This window comes from Prosthecobacter sp. (genome assembly GCF_020439865.1).
Lineage (GTDB): Bacteria > Verrucomicrobiota > Verrucomicrobiia > Verrucomicrobiales > Verrucomicrobiaceae > Prosthecobacter.
Window position 1 is genome coordinate 10,900 of record NZ_JAGRPF010000075.1, and the last position, 18,488, is coordinate 29,387.

Consider the following 18,488-nt stretch of genomic DNA (forward strand, 5'->3'; position numbering starts at 1 on the left):
GCATTGGAGCTTCATTCTGGACGCAGACACTCATTTCCTCCTGCCCACATTTTCAATTCTTCCTCCGTCCGCATGGCAAGGGTGATGTGTTCCTAGTCGGGGGCGAGATGTCATGGATACGGGGAATTTTACGCCTGGTGATCATGCTTTTCAGCTCTGGACTGCATCCTCGGTGCTTATGGCAGGGTACTCCTTGCCAAGGAGCGGATAGCACGGGTATAACGCAGGTATTATTCCTTAAAACATGAAAAAGAGTCTGATACCGATTGCGGCGTCTGCTGGAGTCCTTGTGCTGATTTTGCTCCTCGCTGTGACCCGGCGACCGGGGCAGTCTATAAAGGGCATTCGTAGAGACGTGGTGTCGGGCTCTTCTGGCAAGATGGTGTCGAAGGCGGATGTCCAGAACGTATCCTTGAGCAAGGGAGACGGCCCGATGACGAATTTTGATGCGAGAAGAGCAGTAATGCCGGCCTTCCAAGAGGCGCGGAGGCAGGCCCTCGAAGGGTTGCGTGCGGAAATTCCGGGAGTCACGGTGGATTTTGATCCCGTGACCGGGTCGCCGAAGTGGGTGGGATCGACGGCGAGGCTGCTGACAGGTTTGCCGGAGCAGGGCGCCGCGCAGGACGCGGACGCACCGGTGCGGAACTTCATCAATGCGCATCGCGAGGTGTTCGGCCATGGTGCGGAGAGCATTGATACGGCACGGCGGGTGACGGATTACTCCACGACGCGCGGGCCTTCACGCAAGGTGGTGTGGCACCAGCAGCATGAGGGGATCGACATTTTCGAGGCAGTTTTGCAGGCGAATCTCACGACGAAGTCTGAGTTGATCAACATCGGGAGCCAATTCATCCCGGACCCGGCAGCGGCAGCCCAAGGCGCGCGGCCGAAGCTCGCTGTCGAAGAAGCGGTGGCAGCCGCCGGTCGCAACTTGGGGGAAAACATGACGGCGGAGACTGTGCGCGAGATGGCACCACCCGCAGAGCAGCCAGACAGGCGGCAGCAGTTCCGCGCCGCGTTACTGACGGACGCAGATGCGAAACTCACGTGGCTGCCCATGGACGAAAACAGCATGCGCCTGACTTGGGACGTTACGCTGACAAGCCGCAGCAGGGCTGAAATGTATCGCGTGCTCGTGGATGCCGACAACGGAGACGTGCTGGTGCGCCAGTCTCTTACCGCCTACATCAGCGATGCGACCTATCGTGTGTTCACCGCAGAGAGTCCGACGCCGATGTCCCCGGGGCACGAAAAGCCTTCCAGTCTTCAACCATTGCCTGTAAGCCGAGTTTTGGTCACGCTGCCTGCTCTCAACACCACGGCTTCACCGAATGGCTGGATCAACGACGGTGACAACATGACGAGCGGAAACAACTCGGATGCGTACACGGACACGAATGCCGACAACGTGGCCGATCTGCCGCGAACCACCGGAACGGGGCGTGTATTCGACTTTCCTCACAACTTGACCCAGGAGCCGTCCAATTTGAAGGACGCTTCAGTGACGCAGCTCTTCTACTGGACGAATTTCATGCATGACCGCATGTATGAATTCGGCTTCACCGAGGCGGCAGGGAATTTCCAAGTCGACAATTTTGGTCGCGGCGGCGTGGGAAACGATCCAGTCAATTCGGAGGCTCAAGACGGAAGCGGAACTAACAACGCGAATTTCTCGACACCGACGGATGGAAGTCGCGGACGCATGCAAATGTTTAACTGGACGAACCCAACTCCAGATCGAGACGGCTCGTTCGAAGCCGAAGTTGTTCTGCATGAGTACGGCCATGGCGTGAGCAATCGACTCGTTGGAGGTCCTTCGGTCACGATCACGGCGCTGAGCACTCAAGGTATGGGTGAAGGCTGGTCAGACTTTCTCGGTCTTGCTCTCACGGCCCAGCCTTCTGACAATCCTCACGGAAACTGGGCACGTGCAGGATGGAGTCGCTATCTCACCAGCGGCTGGTACTCGGAGAACTATTACTACGGTGCCCGGCGCTACAGCTACTGCACGGACATGCTCAAGAATCCTCATACGCTCAAGGATATCGATCCCACACAGGTGGACTGGCACACGAACGTGCCGAGAAATCCGACCTACGCGGCCACGCAGGACGCCACGCAGGTGCATTATCAGGGGACGGTCTGGGCTGTCACCCTCTGGGACATGAGGGCCAACATGATCCTGAAGCACGGTTTCGCCATCGGCAACGACCGGGCCATATTCTTGGTGGCGGAAGGAATGAAATACGCGCCGGCGAATCCGAGCTTTATCCAAGCTCGCGACGGCATCCTGCAGGCCGCGCTCGTCAACCACCCGGAAGACCTCGGTGAGGTATGGACGGCGTTTGCCAAGCGCGGGATGGGCGACGGGGCTACCGCACCCGCCAGCACGACCACAACCGGCGTTCTGGAGCAGTATGATGTGCCCGACAGCTTGGAAATCAGCGATCGCAGCGGTTGGAACATCGAAGGCAAAAAGGGTGGTCCTTTTTCTCCCGCGACCAAAACGCTCACATTGAGCAACGACGGTGCTTCGGCGATCAACTGGAGTTCAGATCCGAACTGCTCGTGGCTCAGCGTGAGCCCGGCGAGTGGAACGCTCAGCGCAGGCGCCAATGTGACAGTCACGATCACGACGCAGGCGAATTTGATCGAACCGGGCTTTCACAGCACGAATCTTGTTTTCACAAACACCGGGACAAGTTTCAATCAACCCATCGGCGTGCGTCTTTATGTGACGCCACCCGTGGCGGTGAGCTTTGATTTGAGCGCCGATCCGGGCTGGACCACCAGCGGGCAGTGGGCCTATGGCACGCCTGCGGGTGCTGGAGGCACCTCGGGCGGGGGAGCTGGCAATGCTGATCCGGCCAGCGGCGCGACTGGCAGCAATGTGTTCGGTGTCAACCTGGCTGGCAATGTCGCCACTGCCGTCGGCGGGCCGTTTTATCTCACGAGCACACCGGTGGACCTTTCGGCACGGAAGACGACGCGGCTGCGCTTCAAGCGCTGGCTGAACACGAACGTGCTCAGCAGCACGCGGACCACGGTTGAGGTGAGTGCCGACGGCACGACGTGGCGGGAGGTGTTTGTAAATCCTGGTACGGCCATCACGGACAGTGCCTGGCAGACGATGGAGTATGACATCTCCACCATCGCGGACCAGCAGCCGGCGGTGCAGGTGCGCTGGAGTTATCAAAACGTGGTCGCAGGCACGGCCTATTCGGGCTGGAACATCGATGACGTGGAGTTTCTGGGCGAGACGACGGCACAGTTCAGCATAGTGGCGGCCTCCTCTGCGGTGGAGACAGACGCGCCTTTTACGGCCACATTGAATCTCAACCTCCCGCAGGAATCGGATGTGACGGTGAACCTGTCCTCGAGCAACCCTGCTGCGGCCACGGTGCCAGCTAGCCTCACCCTGCTGGCCGGGGAGACCTCGAAGACGTTCAACATCACCCCGGTGGACGATGCCGAGCTGGATGGCACGCAGACAACGGTGATCACGGCCAGCACGGTGGCAAACATCGCGGCGGGCACACACGTGCTGGCGGTGACCGACAGCGAGACGGCGGTCCTGACGCTCACGGCACCTGGAAGTGTCACGGAGGGCTCGACGGGTCTGAGCGGCAGTGTGAGTGTGAGCACGGCACCAACGCAAAGCATCACCGTGCAGCTCAGCGCGGCTTCTTCACGTCTTCAGGTGCCTGCGAGCGTGGTGATCCCGGCAGGCGGCGCGGGGCCGGTGAGTTTCACTTTTGATGCGGCGGATAATCTGCTGGCCGAGGGGCCACAAAACGTCGTCTTGACCGCCAGCGTGCCCAATTGGACGCCTGGCACGGCCAGCGTGACGGTGAATGATGACGAATCCCCCGCCATCGTGCTCACCGGACCTGCCGTCCTACGTGAGGGAGACGGACCTCAGACTTACACCGTCACGGTGAACACGGTGCAAGCCTCTGATTTGACGCTGAATCTGGCATCTGATGAGCCCGGTGAGCTGACCGTGCCTGCGACAGTGGTGATCCCCGCCGGGCAGTTCAGCGCCAGCTTTGACGCGGCCCCTCAGGATGACTCCGACCTGGACGGGGTTCAAAGTGCCACTTTAACCGCCAGCGGGTCGGGCTTCCCGGACGCCACACGGTTGGTGAGCATCGCGGATAATGATGTGAGCGCCTACAGCTTTGCCGCCATCGCCAGTCCGCAGAAGCGAAACAAGGCCTTTGATGTGATCATCACGGCACGGGACATCAACGGTGCGGTCATCACCAATCACAGCGGCAGTGTTACGCTGTCTTCCGCCTCAGCCGGCGACCCGCCGCCATTCACACCAGGCAGCGTCACCGGCTTCTTCAACGGCGTCGCCACCACAGCCTTGTCCGTGACGGCCGCAGCCACCGCGATGACTCTGACGGCGACCGATGGCGGAGGGAAAACCGGTCTCAGCAATGCCTTCGACGTGCAGCCGGTTGCCCATGACACCTTCGTATTCAGCGGGATGCCCGCCACCGCAAATGCGGATGCTCTTTTCAATGCCACCGCCACCGCCGTGGACGACCAAGGCGACACTGTCACGAGCTACACGGACCCGACGGTGGTGGACATCCTCGGCTCTTACTTTGATCGCGTCGTGGGTTCCACGAGCGCCACCACAAGCACCGACAAGGTTCACAACACCGCCGCGCATGACTCTCGCTGCCAGATCATTTACACCGCGGCGGAGCTGGGCGCGGTGCCGAAGCTGATCTCCGCTCTGGCCCTCTGGCGCCTCACCACAGGCGGCCAGGCCATGAGCAATTATAAAATCCGGCTGAAGCACACCACGCTGGACCATTTTGACGGCCGGACCTGGGAGGAGGGTGACTGGACGACGGTTTACACATCTGCCAGTTTCACGGCGAGCGGTTCCTTCCATGCCTTCAACCTCAAACCTTTCGCCTACGATGGTGCGCGAAACCTCATGGTGGACATCAGCTTTGACAACACCAGCGCATCCACCGCCGGAACGCTGCGCCAGACACCCGCCGCCACGAACCGCATGCTGAGCGGCACGAGCGACAGCACTCACGGTGATCCTACGACTTGGACAGCGGCCAGTGGACCCGTGCCGGTGATCTCAAACGAACTGCCGACAATGAGTTTTTACGAGGCGCGTTCCTTCGGCCCTATCCCGGCCTCGCCAGTGGCCTTCACCAACGGGACGTGGAACGGGCAGGCTGTGGGGCCGATCAGTGGCAGCATGTGGCTGCGGGCCACCGCCCCCTCCGGAGTGACCGGCCTGAGCAGTTTGATCACTCTATTCAACCTGAGCTCCACCGTCGGCACGGACACGGTGTTCAGCGATGGCTTTGAAACAGGAGTGCTCGGTGCCTCATGGAGCACGACGGGCAACAGCGGCGCCACGGCACGCACCCAGGTGACATCGCTCAACACTCCGAAGACCGGCACCTATCACCTCACGATGGACACCACGAGCACTGTCACGGGCACTTTCGCGGCAAACCGGCCCACGCTCACGCTGAATCTCGCCGGACGGAAGAATGTCTCGCTGGAGTGGTTCGCGAAGAGCTTCGCGGAAGAAAGCCATTCTCCGACGCTGACGGGCCCGCTGGGCACCTTTGGCTTCACGATGAATTACGATGGCGTGGCGATCAGCCAGGATGGTGTCACCTGGGTGGAAGTGAGTTCCTTGCGAGGTCTTTCCTCAACCTATGGCGGCACGGCGACACGGGTGACCCTTGATCCGATTATTCAACGCCTCGGCTGGAGCTTCAACAGCACCTTCCAGCTTCGCTTCTCCCAGTATGACGACCAGGCCATCCCGAATGACGGCATCGGCATCGACGACGTGGCGGTGAAGGCCAATCCCACGACGTCGATTGCCGTGAACCTGCCACCCACGATCACCGAGGGCACCTCCAACCAGGCAGTGACCGTGACTCTGCCTGCCGCCGCTGCCTCCAATACGAGCATCACCCTGACCTCGAACGCGCCCGCCCGCCTTAGCATCGTCTCGCCGGTCACCATCCTCGCCGGACAAACGAGCGCCAGCACCACCATGAGCGCACCGCAAAACAACTTCGCGGATGTGGGCAAGGGAGTCATCGTCACTGCCAGCGCCACCGGCCAGACCACCAGCTACACGCACATCCGCGTGGTGGATGACGAGCAGCCGGTGCTCACGCTGGCCTTGCCCGCCAGTGTCACGGAGGGCGGCTCTTCAGCCACCGGCACCGTTTTCATCGAGCCCATTCAGCCTGTCACCACCACGGTTTACCTGACTTCAGGCAACACAGCACAGGCCACCGTTTCCAACTTTGCCACCATTTCCGCCGGCTCCCGTTCTGGCACCTTCCTGATCACACCCGTCAATGATGTGCTCCTTGACGGCACACAGTCCGTCAGCCTCACCGCGGTCGGTCAGGGGCTCGTTTCCACCAGTGCCAGTGTTGACGTGCTCGACAATGAACCCGTGACGCTCACCGTCACTCCGCCTTCCATACTTAGTGAGGGCGGTGTCCCTGGCGTCGGCACCATCGCTATTTCTGGGCCGCGCGCTGTGGACACAATCGTCACGCTGGTCTCCAGTGACACGACGGAGGCCACGGTGCCCGGCACCGTCGTCATCCCAGCCGGCCAGACCACCACCAACTTCCAGGTCTTCCCGATGGAAGACAGCGTGCAGGACGGCACCCAAAGCGTGGCCATCACCGCCAGTGCCGAAGGCTTCTCCGATGGCAGCACCACGCTGAATGTACAGGACAACGACCCCGCCGCGTTCGAATGGACGGTGATTCCCTCGCCCCAGACTCGAAACGCGTCCTTTGCCGTCACAATCACCGCGCGTGATGCCACGGACAGCACGCTCACGGGATTCAACGGCAGCGTGACGCTCTCCGCCCAGTCCGGAGCTGGCACATTGCCGCTTTCCGCCGCAGCATCCGGGACCTTTGTCAACGGTGTGTGGAATGGAACCCTGGCAGTGGGAGCTGCGGCCTCGGATGTGACGCTCCTCGCCACGGGCGTCGATGGTGCCACGGGCACTTCGGACGCCTTTGACGTGATCTTGGGAGGGGCGGCGGTATCGTTGGCCTTTGCGCCGGTCACATCGCCGCATGCGGCAGGCACCGTCATCCCGGTGCAGGTGAGCGCGGTGGATGCAGCAGGCTTGCTGGTGAATGAAACGACGGGCCCCGTCTCGGTGGAGCTAGTCACTTCGCCCGGAGGGGTCGTGGTGGCCTCTGCCAGTCTCACGCTGGTGAATGGAGCGGCCGGCACCAATTTTCAGGTGCCTGCCGGGATCTCCGCAGTGCGTCTTCAAGCCACGTCAGGCATGCTCACCGGCCAAGGCGGCGTGTTTGTCATCGAATCGCCCGCTCTCATCTCCTACCCGCCGCCGCAGGTGGTGTTCAGCGATGGCTTTGAAGACCCCGCCTTCAAACCGGAGTGGACGATCACCGGCGCTGGCACGCACCGCACCATTGTGACGACCTCCAACGGACCGCGCTCAGGCGCACGCCATATGACCATGGACTCCACCACAAGCGGCTCACTCGCCCGCAACGAGGCCACGTTGACTTTAGACCTCGCTGGGAAGGATGATGTGGAGCTAAGCTTCTGGATGAAGGAAAGCGGGGACGAGGACAACGGGCCTCCCAGCCTGCCTTTCACGGGCGGCGCGGACTTCGACGGCGTGGCCGTCAGCATGGACGGGAACACCTGGTATGAAGTCAAAGGCCTGCGCACCGCGGATGGCATCAGCAGCACCTACACGCAGTTCAAGGTGAACCTGACCGCCGCTGCCGCCACCCACGGCCTCACACTGGGCTCCGCTTTCAAAATCCGCTTCAACCACTATGACGACTACCCGTTCACCACGGACGGTTTCGCTTTCGACGACGTCACCGTCACCGCGAACGCCTACACACCTCCGGAGCCCGTGGCCACGCTGTTCGAGGATGACTTCGAAAGCGGTGTCTTCAGGCCGCAATGGGCCATCACCGGCACCGGCAACCATCGCACCCAGATCACCAGCCAGCAGACGCCGCGTGGGAGTTACCACATGCTCATGGATGTGTTCGCTACGGGCAACGGACGCAATGAGGCCACGCTCACACTGGATGTCAGCGGGCATCAGGACCTGGCGCTGAAGTTTTGGATGAAGGAAAACAGTGACGAGGACCAGGCGCCGCCGACGAATCCCTTCACGGGCGGTGCCGATTTCGACGGCGTGGCCGTCAGCACGGACGGTGACACCTGGTATGAGGTGCAGGCCCTGCGGGGCACGGCCTCCACCAACACCTATCAGGAGTTCACCGTCGATCTCAGCGCCGCTGCCAGCGCTTTCGGATTCTCTCCCGGTGCAGGCTTCAAAATTCGCTTCAATCACTTCGACAACTCCCCTTGGGCATCAGGGGATGGCTTCGCCTTTGACGACGTCCGCGTCACGGGACGACCGGAACAGAAACTCCTGCTGAGCGCTCCCGCCACCCTCGCCGAAGGCGGCGGCGCCGTGGCAAATGTGACCCTGCCTGCCGTGCGGGCGGTGGACACAATCGTCACGCTCGCCACAAACCGCCGGGATGGAGTCACGGTGCCCGCTTCCATCACCATTCCGGCGGGTGACACCGTCTCCGCGGATTTTACCATCACCGCCGTCCAGGATGCCTTTCTGACCGGAAACCTGCCTGTGCAGGTCGTCGCCACGGCGGAAGGCTTTCACCGCAGCGTGATCGAATTGACCGTTCTGGACGATGAAACTCCCGCAGGTTTCGATTTGAGCCTCCCGGCCACTTTGGCGGAAGGTGGAACAATCAGCGGTAGTGTTTCCATCACCTCCGCGAACCTGTTCGATCTCTCCGTGGTCCTTTCCGCCTCGCCATCGCTCGGTTTGACGCTGCCGTCTTCCATCTCCTTGCCCGCCGGAGCCACCAGCGCCTCGTTTGACCTCATCAAGGCCGAGAACAACACCATCCTCGAATCAGCGAGCACCACCATCACGGCTTCGCTCGCTGGTGGCAGCGACTCTGCCGCAGTCGCTCTCACAGACAATGACGCCTCGGCACCGCTGGTCATCACTCTCCCGGCCGCCGTGCTGGAGAGCGCCGCGCCGCTCACCGGCAGCGTCGGCTTTGCCGCACCGATCATCACCGGCACGGATGTGACCGTTACTCTCGCCAGTTCAGATGCCAGCTCACTCACCGTGCCTGCCACGGTGGTCATTCCCGCCGGCACGGGCGGCGTCTCCTTTGACATCACGCCGGTGGATGACGCTCTCAGTGATGGTGCCGTCTCCGTGACGATCACCGCCACGGCTCCTGGCCTCGCAGGTGACACACACGACATTAACGTGCTGGACGACGAGGTGCATCATCTCGCCTTCGAGGCCATCAGTTCGCCGCAAGTCGCGCTGAGAGCCTTCTCCGTCACCCTCCGTGCCCAATCCGTCGACAACCAGACGGTGACTAATTTCGCTGGCACCGCCACACTCTCCGCCTCGAATGGTGGCGGAACCGTCAGCATGACTCCCGCTGGCACTGGAGCCTTCGTCGAGGGAGTGTGGACCAGCTCCGTGACCATTGCGACGCCGGCGACCGCCGTCATACTCACCGCCGACGCAGCGGGTGGACTCACTGGCAGCAGCAATGCCTTCGATGTGTCGCAAGGAGCCCGCCTGACGGTCGCTCCATCCTCGTTGAATGTTGCGATGCCTGAAGGCGAACCACCACTCGTCGTCCCTCTCACCCTCACCAATCCTGGAGGGATGACCACTAACTGGAGTGCCGAGGTCATCATCCCAGATGTCATTGCACAGCCGCCACTCTCCAATGTCCTCACCGAACTAAACGCGGACTTTGCCACCCTCACTTCCCTCATTCCGAACCGTCACGACTTCATCGACGGTGTCACCGGCAACAATATCGTCGATGGAAACGGAGACATGTATGATGGTGGAAACTACCTCAGCACCAACATCACCACCGCTGGCAGCTACCTCAGCTACTCAGACAATGTCATCACCGCCTCGGCCAACTTGGGTTCCGGCGGGCAGTACTTCACCCGCAAGCATCCAGGCCTCTTTGTCTTCGCCGCCGACATCGCGGGCTTGAGTCATTTCGAAATCAGCGGGGGGCTCGGCGCGGATGGCTCGGGAGCCACGGACACGGCCATCCTGACCTCCACACGGGGAACGGTGACCTACAAAGGTTGTGTGAAGCGTGTCTATAACGCAGGTGATCCCAGCGTGAACCACCTCATTATCGTGCAGGACGATCCCGCGCTTACCCACACCGCGAGCACGAACACGGACAGCGACCAGCACCGTCTCAGCGGACTGGGGGGCGTCACACGCATCTATTACCTGTTGTATGCCTCCACCTCCGGCGGCTACATCAACGACACCCAGACGCAGGCCATCATGGATGCATTTCTGGACAGCGTGACAGGGGTGCAGTGGCTCACCCTGGTGTCATCGAGCGGCAGCATCCCCGTGGCCGACAGCGCCACGCTGGATGCCGGCTTTGATCCCGCCGGTCTGCCCCAGGGCGTCCACAACGCCACGCTGCGCTTCACCTCCAACGATCCCACGCAGCCCCAGCTTGATGTGCCGGTGGCTCTCACCATCACACAGGCGGTGCATCACTTCTCATGGAGTGCCATTTCTCCATCCCAGGTCGCCAATGTGCCTTTTGCCGCCACTTTGACCGCGCAGGATGCCTCGAACGCCACCGTCACGGCCTTCAATGGCACCGCTCCCCTGCAGGCACTGGGTCCGGTGGCTCAGAAAACCACGGGCACAGGCACGACCACGACCACCTTTCCACTCAGCGCAGGCAGCTACTACGAGTTGAGGACGCAGAGCATTTACACCCCGGCGGAGGTCGGCGCCGCAGGTCGCGTTCAAAGCATCGCCCTGGACGTTGCGACGCTGCCCTCCACGCTCACCGACTTTACCATCCGGCTCAAACACACTTCCAAAGCGGACTACAGCGTCTCGGGCAGCGCGGTGTGGGAAAGCAGTGGCTGGACCACGGTTTACAGAGGAAACCTCAGCGTTCCCGCCACCGGCTGGTTTGCATTGCCTCTGACGACTCCTTTCGACTACGACGGCACCAGCCATCTCATGGTGGACGTCAGCTTTGACAATGCCGCCTACGGCACGAGTGGCAGCACGCGTTATTCGACCATCGCTTCTCGGGCCATCTACAGCGGCCAATACGGCGGCTACGGTGCTCCTGTCACCTGGAGCGGCACTTCACCCTCCCCGTTCACCTCGTCGAGCCTGGTAAATCTCCGCTTTGACAAACGCCCGGTGCTGCCCGTGGCACCCCAGAGTGCCACCTTCACCAACGGTGTCTGGAATGGCTCGCCGTCCGTTGGCAAATCGGGCACACAGGTCAGCTTGGTCGCCACCCACAGCGCCAGCTCCGCTGTCACAGGCGAGTCTGGCACTTTCGATGTCACCAGCGTCGGCTCTCTCAGCCTCTCCATCGTGGGCACCGGCACAGAAGGAGGCACGCTGAATGCCACGGTCACCGCCAGTGTGTCTCCGGCTTCGGATTTGACGGTCACACTGGCCTCATCGGCAGCAGGCGTGGCATATCCGCCTGCCAGCGTCACCATTCTGGCCGGGCAAACCAGCGCTGCGTTCACTCTCACTCTTCCGGAGGACGCGCTTCTGACCGGACCACAGTCCGCGTTCATTAGCGCCGCCGCCCTCGCTTATGATCAGGGCATGGCCACGGCGATGGTGAACGACAACGAAGTCACCACCGTCACCCTCACGTTGCCCGCCACGCTCGTCGAGGGTACTTCAACCACCGGAGGCCAGGCCAGCGTGCAGCTCGCCACCCCGGCGGCAGCGGATCTCACGGTCAGTCTTTCCTCCTCGCTCACCACACGTGTGACCGTTCCTGCGTCCGTCGTTATTCCGGCGGGCCAAAGCAGCGCGTCATTCATTCTCACTGCTCCGAACAATTCGGTGATCGACGGCAACCAGGACGCTGTCATCACCGCCATACTTCCAGGATCAACACCGGCCAGCGGAAACGTCACCGTCATCGACAACGAGAGCCGGACGCTCACCCTGTCACTCTTCTACTCCAGCGTGAGCGAAGGCGGCGCTGCCCTGCCTTCCGGAGGCTACGTGTATCTCTCCGGCACGATAACCAGTCCGCTGACGATCAATCTCAGCTCCAGCGACACCAGTGAACTCACGGTCTCCTCCACTGTCACGATCTCCGCAGGCTCGTCCGGCAGCACTTACTTCACCCTCACCCCGGTCAACGACACCCTGTTCGACGGCACCCAGACCGTCACCCTCACTGCCAGCGCAGACACTTTCACGGATGCCACTCCGCGTACCGTCAGCGTGCTCGATGACGACGTGCACCACTTTACCGTCTCCACCGTGACCAGTCCGCAGGTTCGAAATGCCCCGTTCAATGTCACGTTCACGGCGAAAGACGTCAATGACATCACCATCACCTCCTATGCAGGATCACCCGTGCTCTCTGCGGCGGATGGAGCGACAGCAATCTCCGTCTCTCCCGGCAGCGTCACCGGCTTCAGCAGCGGTGCGCGGACTCAAAGCGTGAGCGTGGGAGATTTTGCCACCAGCACGGTGCTGACGATCATGGATCCGGTCACGGGAGGAAGCGGCGCGAGCAATGCGTTCACCGTCGGCACCGGGAGTCTGGACCACTTTGGCATTTCCACCATGCCCGCAAGCGTGATGGCTGGCAACCAGGTGCCGGTCACCATCACGGCCCAGGACATCGGAAATAACATGGTGACGACGTTCAGCCAGACGGCATCCCTCGCCATCTCCGGTGACTCGCCGCAGGTGATCGTGGGGACGAGCACCTTCACCTGGTCACTCCCGCTTGGCTCGCAAAGCCGCTCCCAGCGCATGCAGGTCATCTACCTTCCCTCCGAAGTGGGGGCCGCCCGCACGCTTCACAATCTGGCGCTGTATGTCGCAACGGTCCCGGGCAGCCCTTTTACCGGCTACACCATCCGCATGAAGCATACCCCGGCCACCTCGGCCACGGCCTCATGGGACAACACCGGATGGACGACGGTGTATCAGGCAGACACAACCGTCTCCAGTACTGGATGGCATCAGTTCGACTTCACCACGCCATTCGACTACGACGGCACGAGTTCGCTGATGGTAGATTTCAGCTATTACAATGCTTCGACTGGTGTGACGCAGGGTTATGTGCGCTATAGCAATCCAACCCTCCCGCGCACCACCTTGTTGCAAACGGACACCGACTACGGCAATCCGCTCACTTGGACCGGCACCTCGAATCCCACGCCGACCACCAACTACGTGCTGCCAAATGTCCGCTTTGGCACCGTGGGAGCCAGTGTGCCTGTCACACCGACGGTCTCTGGCGCCTTCACCAGCGGCGTCTGGAGCGGCACCGTCGCAGCATCAACCGCGGCCGCCGGCGTCCGCCTGCGAGCGGTCAATGGCCCGGCGGCAGGCGCCTCGAACACCTTCGATGTCATCTCGCAGCTTTCCTTGCTCGTCAGCCTGCCGGCCACAGCGGCGGAGTCCGCAGGCAGTGTCTCAGGTACAGTCACTTTGTCCGCTTCCCAAGGCACAGACACGACGGTCACCCTTTCCTCCGACGATGCTACGGAAGCCTTGCCGGCATCCCCCACCGTGGTCATCCCTGCCGGCACGACCTCCGCAGGCTTCACCCTGAGTATCGTTGATGATGCGCTGCAGGACGGCACGCAGACGGCCGCCATCACCGCCAGCGCAGGTGGAGCCATCCCGGGGACCGCTAACATCGATGTCCTCGATGATGATGTGCATCATTTCGATGTGGCTGTTCCTGCTGGAGCGAAAGTCCGCAATGTGCCGTTCAATGTGACTTTCTCAGCGCGTGACGTGAACAACGCTGTAATCACCACTTACGCCGGAACCCCATCATTGACCTGCTCCGAAGCGGGGTTCCCTCTCAGTGTCTCGCCTTCCCAGGTCAGCGGCTTTATGAGTGGTGCGAGCACCCAGGCCGTGACCGTGTCGTCTTTCGCCACTGCCGCCGTTCTGACACTCTCGGACGCTTCGGCAGGCGCCAGCGGCAGCAGCGACCCATTCGTCGTCAGTTTTGGCACGCTAGCCGCATTCCAATGGGACGACATACCGTCTCCTGCGGTGCAGGGGATGCCGTTTCCGGCAACGGTCCGGGCATTGGATGCCGCGGGCAACACCGTCAGCTCCTACACAGGGACTGCCTCGCTGTCGATCCCCGGGGATACCACCAGCCAGGATGTGGGCAGCAGCACATCCGACTACTTCGTTCCTTTCAATTCCATCTTCGCCATGACCCGTTCACAGCAGGTGCTCCTCGCCAGTGAGGTGAACATGCAGGCGGGCCCTGTTACCGCGCTGGCCATAAACATTACTGCACTGCCGTCTTCCAAAGTCTTCACGAATTTCACCATTCGCATCAAGACAACCTCCAGAACCGGATACAGCGGTTCTTCCGATTTGATATGGGAAGCGACCGGCTTTACCACGGTGTTTCAGAGCACGGTCACGCTGTCGAGCACCGGACTCCAAACTTTCACTTTCACCACGCCTTTCGACTACGACGGAACGAGCAACCTCATGGTGGACTACAGCTATGGCTCGGTTTCCGACACGTACAACAGACCCACCGTCAGGGGCACCTCGCGTACCGGTTCTCGCAGCATCAACTATTACACGTCCAGCACGTCGTTTGGAGAGCCTCTTACATGGTCAGGCCTGACCCCCACCGCGTTTTCGGACGCCAGGACCACGGACATCCGGTTGATCCGGGCGCTCTCGTACCCGATTACGCCGGCAGTCACCACGGCTTTTGTGGGTGGCGTCTGGTCGGGCAACCTGACTGCGCAGCAACTAGGAATGCCCTTCACCATCAATGCGGCAGACGGGGCGTTGACCGGAACTTCGAATCCATTTGAGATTCATCCGATCGCCTTCTCCATTGATGCTGAGCCGGCTTATACTGGAGGCAGCACCAATTCGCTGTCATGGAACCAGCCTGTGGCAGGGCTGGAATACGAACTCCAGCGTTCTGCAACGCCCGGCTTTGAGTCACCATCCTCCACTGGATTCGGCAATGATTCGTCAACTGTCTTTTCCGGTCTCGCCGACGGCCAGCCCTACTACTATCGTGCCAGGATGAGGAGACTGGCGCCGCTTGCCTGGGTCAGCCCATGGTCTCCCGTCGTCACCTCCACCCAGGATGCCACCGCTCCCGTGCTCGAGATTGAGGAGCTCACCACCTTAGGCACCAGCGCCACCTTGACTGGGACGGCCGTGGATCCCGTCAGTGGCGTGGCCGGCGTCGCAGTGGCGGGCGATGCCGCCAACACATCGGATGGTTTCGCCAACTGGACACGCAATCTGACCGGACTGGCAGATGGCTCCAACTCCTTCAGCGTCACCGCCAGTGACAACGCCGTGCCGCCCAACACGACCACGCTGACCGCGCTCGTATTTCGGATAGCGTCACCGGCCGCGGATGCGAACAACGACGGCATCAACGCTCTGCTGGAGCACGCCCTCGGCATCCCCGCAGGCTCGGCCAATGCCCGCAGCATGCTCCCTGCGGCAAATACCGAAACCGATAGCGGCAGCGGCCATAAGTATCTTTGCATGCAGTTCCGCCGCCGCATTCAGCGTGCGGGGCTGAACTACGTGGTCGAGACCAGCCCTGATCTCACCGACTGGGATGACACTGGAGCCGGCGTCGTCGAAAAATCCGCTGTCCCCACGGGCGATGGCGTTACCGAAACGGTCACCGTGCGCGTCACCCCATCGATCGATCTTGGCGGAGCCAAGTTTGTCCGGCTCCGTGTCACCTCAAATTGACGTTTACTTCTTCTTCCCGAGATTCTTCAGTTCCGTCTCCGTCCACATCGCCGGGTGGTCTTTGCTGGCCTCGCGGATGGCGGTGACGTCTTTGACTTCGACCGCACTGGCGGTGTGTTCCCACTCGCGGCGGATGTAGGTGAGCACGCCGGCGACATCTTCATCGGTGAGCTGCGGCAGCGGCGGCATGGCGAGGTTGAAGCTGCGACCGCTGACCTTCAAGGGGCCGGCAAGGCCGTTCAACACGATGCGGGCGGCGATCTCCGGTTTGCCGAGCACCCACTCGCTGTCCACGAGCGGCGGGGCGAGGCCATCGAGTCCAAAGCCGTGCGGCTGATGGCAGGCGGTGCAGAGCGTGTGGTAGATCGTCTTGCCTTTCTCAAAGAGCGCGGTCTGCGCCTCGGTGAGCGGCTTGATGACGGGCGGCGGCGGTGCGCCGGGTTTGCCGGGCCAGGCGAGACGCGCGGCGACGGCGGTGAAGAGCTTTGCGCTAGCCTTGTCGGTCATCGCGCCTTTGAGCGTCTTCAAGGAGGCCGGCTCAGCATCGAGCCAGAGCAGCTTGGCGGGCGCTTTCGATTTTGAATCGCCACTGGTGGAGAGGCCCTTGATGACAGCGACCTGAAACGGGCCACCCTGCGGCTGCGCGGCGGCGAGTTCGAGCATTTCTTCAAACGGTCCCGCTTTGTTCGCCGCGGCGAGCAAGGCGCCGAGTGATTCGATCACCGGCATGATCTGCACGCCGTTGTCCTTCGTGAGTTGTTCCGCGAGCAGCTTGGCAAACGCAGCCTCGCGTCCGCGCAAACCGGTGAGCGCTCCTTCGCGCACAAGGGCGGTCTTGCCGTTGCTCGCGAGCAATTTGGCCGCGGCAGCATCCGCGTCGGGGAGATTGAACGCGGTGAGCTTGATGGCGAGGTTGGCGAGCACGAGCGCGTCCTTTTCTCCAGTCATCGCGATCAAATCCGGCGCGAGGTCGCGCGAAGCGATGCGCACGGCGGCGGCGCGAACCTGCGCGTTTTTGTCGGCCAGAGCGCCTTTCACAACATCTGGTGTCGCGGCAGCGAGGCCGTCGAGCGTCCACAACGCATGCAGGCGTGCGAGCGCGTTTTCGTTTTGCAGCATCTCCTTCAGCGCTGGAATCGCGGTGGCATCGCTGGACTCGACGATGAGACGCTGCGCGGTGTCGCGCACCCAGCCGTTGGCGTGCGTGAGCAGCTTCACATCCTTCGCGACCTTCACAGGCTGCGGGTGCTCCTTCGTGTCCGGCACGATGCGCCAGATGCGGCCCTGATTGAAGGGCGCCTCCAGTTTGCGCGCCTCGATGTTCGCGATGAGGTAATGCGTGAGGAAACTGGTGTGCTGGATGATGCCGCGATACATGTCCACGAGGTAAAGCGCGCCGTCAGGACCATCATAGGCGTTCACAGGGCGGAAGCGCTCGTCGGTGGAGGTGAGGAACTCGGCGCCCTTGAGCACGTTCGTCGCCTTCACGATGCCGCCGCGTTCGCTCATGGTGAAACGCTTCACCAGATTCGCCGCAGGTTCGGGCACGAAGGCGTTGCCGCGATACGCCGCAGGAAAAGCGTCGCCACGATAAATGAGCGCGCCGCAGGTGGCGGTCGGTTTCGTCAGACGGCCGTCGGAGCTGAGCGACTTCGCATCGTAACCTCGATTCACGCCCGGCGTGGGATGCGACGCGTAGAGTGTCTGATCGGCGGCGAGCTTCGCGTTGATGCTCGATGCGTTGCGCAGCAGTGGGTTTTTCGTGAAGGCCTCCGTGGGCAGCAGATCAGCGCGTAGCATGTCGGAGTTGTAGTTGAAGTAGAGCCTGCCGTAGTTGTCCTGGCACAGTCCCCACTGACCGCGGCCCAGGCCGCTGTCCTTCTGCCACACGCCGCCGCGCAGCTTGAAACGCGTGCCGTGGCCCGCGCACCAGATCGCGTTGTCGATCGCCCACACGGGCGAATTCGCCATATGCTCCGGCTGTCCGCCGAACGTGCCGAAGTCGCTCGCGACAATGTCCTTCACATCCGCCACGCCATCGCCGTCCGTGTCCTTGCAGAAGAACAGATTCGGCGGCACGGCGATCAACGCCCCACCGTTCACCGCCATCACCGCACGCGGCATGACGACCTTGTCGAGAAACGCCGTCGCCTTGTCCATGCGACCGTCACCATCGGTGTCTTCGAGCAGCGAAACACGTCCCGTCGGCTCCTTTTCGCCGCCGCCTTCGAGATCGTGCATGTAGCCGCGCATCTCGCAGACGTAGAGGCGGCCCTGGTCGTCAAAGCTCATCGCAATCGGCGATTCGATCATCGGCTCGCAGGCGACGAGTTCGACGCGGAACCCCTTTTCGACTTTGAAGGTCTTCAGTTCCTCCTCCGGGCTCAGCGGCGTCGGCGGTGGCAGTTTGAACTTCAGTTCGACCTTTTCCGGGCCGGCGTTTTTCGAGTGAACGGCGAATGCGATCGGCGGGAGGGATGAAACCAGAACGAACAGCGACGAACGCAGAACGAGGGAGCGGATCCTGGAGGGGGACATGGAAGAACGTTTTTTGATTTGAGCGGGGTGGACTCACGAAGGCGGAATGCCGTGTGAAAAGCCGGATTCCTCA

Annotated in this window: 2 protein-coding genes; one reads left to right on the forward strand and one right to left on the reverse strand. The window is 61.8% G+C overall.

Features of this window, described 5'->3' with window-relative positions; all coding sequences use genetic code 11:
- The first annotated feature begins 463 nt into the window (after positions 1-463).
- On the forward strand, positions 464-15,877 hold the full coding sequence (locus tag KDL09_RS08230) for a M36 family metallopeptidase (protein WP_294383768.1): 15,414 nt from the start codon (positions 464-466) through the stop codon (positions 15,875-15,877).
- A gap of 3 nt (positions 15,878-15,880) precedes the next feature.
- Here KDL09_RS08230 and KDL09_RS08235 read toward each other — a convergent pair whose 3' ends face one another.
- Positions 15,881-18,415: a c-type cytochrome gene (locus KDL09_RS08235; RefSeq protein WP_294383770.1), complete on the reverse strand. Its 2,535-nt coding sequence runs from the start codon at positions 18,413-18,415 to the stop codon at positions 15,881-15,883.
- Between the last annotated feature and the right edge of the window lie 73 nt (positions 18,416-18,488).